We start from the raw sequence: 4,123 nt of genomic DNA, 5'->3' as shown, positions 1-4,123 counted from the left end.
CGTGACAGGGAAGGGGACACTCGACGACCTGGGGCTGGTCGAGTTCCCGGAGGCGGACGCACCACTCGGCGCCGGGCAGATCCGTATTCGGCTGCACGCGGCGGGACTCAACTTCCGGGACGTGGCGGTCGCGCTGGGCGTCGTGGACGACGCACGCGCGCTCGGAGGTGAGGGCGCGGGCGTGGTGCTCGAAGTGGCGCCGGACGTCAGCCACCTCGCGGTGGGCGACCGAGTGATGGGTCTCATCGACGGCACGGGGCCCGTCACCGTCGCCGACGCGCGGATGGTCACGACCGTGCCCAGCGGGTGGAGTTTCGCCGAGGCGGCGACGCTGCCGATCGTCTTCCTCACCGCGTATCTGGGTCTTGTCGATCTGGCGAAGATCCGCCCCGGCGAGAAGCTGCTGGTGCACGCCGGTGCGGGCGGCGTCGGTATGGCCACACTCCAGCTCGCCCGTCACTGGGGTGTCGAGGTGTTCGCCACGGCCGGCCCGGGCAAGCAGCACGTGCTGCGCGCGCACGGTCTGGATGACGCTCACATCGCCTCCTCGCGCACGCTCGACTTCGAGGACCACTTCCGCACGACGCTCGGTGACGCCGGTGTCGATGTGGTCCTGAACTCGCTCGCCGGGGACTTCGTGGACGCGTCTCTGCGGCTGCTCGGGAACAGCGGCCGTTTCATGGAGATGGGGAAGACCGACATCCGCGACGCGGAGGGGGTGCGCGGGGACCATCCGGGAGTCGCCTACCGCGCCTTCGACCTCGGTGAGGCGACGCCCGAGCGCGTACAGCAGATCCTCGCCGAGCTGCGCGAGCTGTGCGAGGCGGGGACGCTGCGACCGCTCCCGGTGACGGCGTGGGACTTCCACGACGCACGGACCGCGATGAGGTACTTCAGCCAGGCCCGCCACATCGGAAAGGTGGTTCTCACCCTGCCGACCGGGATCTCTCCCGAGGGCACGGTACTGATCACCGGCGGAACCGGCGTACTCGGCGGACACATCGCCCGGCATCTGGTCACGGACCACGGAGTGCGCGACCTGCTGCTCATCAGCCGGTCGGGGCCGGAGGCGCCCGGAGCGGCGGAGCTTCATGAGGAGTTGGCCGAGCTCGGAGCACGGGTGCGTATCGCGGCGTGCGACGCGGCCGACCGCGAACAGCTCGCCGAGCTGCTGGACACCGTTCCCGCCGAGCACCCGCTCCGCGCCGTCATCCACACGGCCGGGGCACTGGACGACGCCACGGTCACCAACCTCACCCCCGAGCGACTGCGCGAGGTACTGCGCCCGAAGGTGGACGCGGCCTGGAATCTGCACGAGCTGACGGCGGGTTCCGACCTGGACGCCTTCGTGCTCTTCTCGTCGGCCGCCGGTGTCCTCGGCGCGCCCGGACAGGCCAACTACGCCTCCGCCAACGCCTTCCTCGACGCGCTCGCCGCCCACCGGCGGCACAGCGGTCTGCCCACACTCTCCCTCGCCTGGGGATTCTGGGCCGAGGCCACCGGTCTGACCCAGCACATGGACGCCGACGGACTCGCCCGTATGGAACGCGGCGGAGTCATCCCCCTCAGCACCGAACTCGGCATACGGCTGTTCGACGAAGGGCTGCTCAGTGGTCAGCCGATGCTGGTCTCCGCCGCGGTGCAGACGGCCAGGCTCACCGAACCCGTACCGGCGCTGCTCCGCGGGCTGACGCGTGGCGGCACACGACGCGCCGCCGCGAGCGGCAGCGCGGACAGTGGTTCCGGACTTGCGGGACAACTGGCCCGTCTCAGCGCGAGTGACCGCCGGCAGCGGCTGCTTGACGTGGTGACCGCTCATGCGGCCGCCGTGCTGGGACACAACAGCGGAACAGCGGTCGACGCCGCGCGGCCCTTCAAGGAGCTGGGCTTCGATTCGCTGACCGCCGTCGAACTGCGCAACCGCGTCGGCGGTGCGACAGGTCTGGCCCTCCCGGCCACCCTGATCTTCGACTACCCGACGCCCGCGCTGCTGGCGGACTTCCTGCTCACCCAGCTCATGGGTACCGAGTCGACGGGTGCGGCGCGTCCCGCGTCGCCGAGCGGCACCGCCGTGGAGGACGAGCCGATCGCGATCGTCGGTATGGCGTGCCGCTTCCCGGGCGGAGTGACCTCCCCGGAGGAGCTGTGGCGACTGCTCGAAGAGGGGCGTGACGGGATCGGCGACTTCCCGACCGACCGCGGGTGGGACACCGAGGGCCTGTACGACCCGGACCCGACCCGCCCCGGCACCTCGTACGTGCGTCAGGGCGGATTCCTCTACGACGCGGCCGAGTTCGACCATGAGTTCTTCCGGATCAGTCCGCGCGAGGCGACGGCGACGGACCCGCAGCAGAGGCTGCTGCTGGAGACAGCGTGGGAGACATTCGAGGGTGCCGGCATCGACCCCACGACGCTTCAGGGGAGCGCAACCGGTGTCTTCACCGGGCTGGTCAATCAGGACTATCTGACACGTCTCTCGTCCGTGCCCGAGGAGTACGAGGGCTTCATGGGCACCGGCACGCTCGGCAGCATCGCGTCGGGGCGTATCGCTTACACGTTGGGCCTGGAGGGTCCGGCGGTGACGGTGGACACTGCATGTTCGTCGTCGCTCGTCGCACTGCACATGGCCGCCCAGTCGCTGCGGAACGGCGAGTGCGACCTGGCGCTCGCCGGCGGCGTCACGGTGATGCCGACGCCGCATGCCTTCGTCGTCTTCAGCCGGCAGCGTGGGCTGGCGCCGAACGGCCGCTGCAAGCCGTTCGCGGCCGGTGCGGACGGCACCGGCTGGTCGGAAGGTGTCGGGCTGCTGCTGGTCGAGCGGCTCTCGGACGCCGTACGCAACGGGCACCAGGTGCTCGCGGTGGTCAAGGGCTCGGCGGTGAACCAGGACGGTGCGTCGAACGGGCTGACGGCTCCGAACGGGCCGTCGCAGCAGCGCGTCATCCGTCAGGCGCTCGCGAACGCCGGCTTGACGGCAGCGGACGTCCAGGCAGTGGAGGCGCATGGCACGGGTACGACGCTGGGTGACCCGATCGAGGCGCAGGCGCTGCTCGCGACCTATGGTCAAGACCGGCCGGAGGACGCGCCCCTGTGGCTGGGGTCGCTGAAGTCGAACCTTGGTCACACGCAGGCGGCGGCCGGTGTGGGCGGCGTCATCAAGATGGTCCTGGCGATGCGGGAGGGCGTGCTTCCCCGCACCCTGCATGTGGACGAGCCGTCATCACACATCGACTGGTCGGCGGGGGCGGTTGAACTCCTGACGGAGAACACTCCGTGGGCGACCGAGGAGGACCGGCCGAGGCGGGCCGGTGTGTCGTCGTTCGGAATGAGCGGTACGAACGCGCACGTCATCCTGGAACAGGCCCCGGCGACCGAAGTCACCGAGCCAGAGCCAGAGCCTGAGTCCGGGTCGGGTGTGGTGGTGTGGCCGGTGTCGGGTCATACGGCTCCAGCACTGGCCGAGCAGGCATCCCGGCTGCACACACACCTGACCGCGCACCCCGAGATCACGCCTGAGCAGGTCGCGCACGCCCTGACCACGACTCGCGCGGCTCTCACCCACCGGGGTGCGGTTGTTTCCGCTGACCGTGGGGAGCTGATGGAGGGCCTGGCAGCTCTCGGTGAGGGTGCTCCCAGCGCACACACGGTCACCGGGGTGACACGTTCGCCCGGGAAAACGGTGTTCGTCTTCCCCGGCCAGGGCGCCCAGTGGCCCCTCATGACCGCAGATCTCCTGACGACCGAACCCGTCTACGCCCAGAGCATCGACGCATGCGCCCAAGCGCTGGCCCCGTATGTGGACTGGTCACTGCGAGACGTCCTCACCGACCCGGCCGGGGAACTCCTCGAACGGGTGGATGTGGTGCAGCCGGCGTTGTTCGCGGTCATGGTGTCCCTCGCCCGGCTGTGGGAGCACCACGGCACCCGCCCGGATGCCGTCATCGGTCACTCCCAGGGTGAGATCGCCGCCGCCCACATCGCAGGTGCACTGAGTCTGGAGGACGCGGCGAAGATCGTCGCCCTGCGGAGCAAGGCCCTCACCCAGCTGACCGGGCGCGGCACCATGGCCTCGGTCACCCTGCCGCACGAACAGGTCACCGAACAGATCGCCGGATACGACAGT

Annotated in this window: 1 protein-coding gene; it reads left to right on the top strand. The window is 70.1% G+C overall.

Annotated elements, in window-relative coordinates:
• Positions 1-4,123 (top strand): type I polyketide synthase (locus tag GXP76_RS34410; RefSeq protein ID WP_242575548.1); only part of this gene is annotated, 4,123 nt, incomplete at both ends.

It is taken from the genome of Streptomyces sp. NP-1717 (assembly GCF_022695985.1).
Classification (GTDB): Bacteria; Actinomycetota; Actinomycetes; order Streptomycetales; family Streptomycetaceae; genus Streptomyces.
This window is presented reverse-complemented; position numbering and strand designations above follow the sequence as displayed.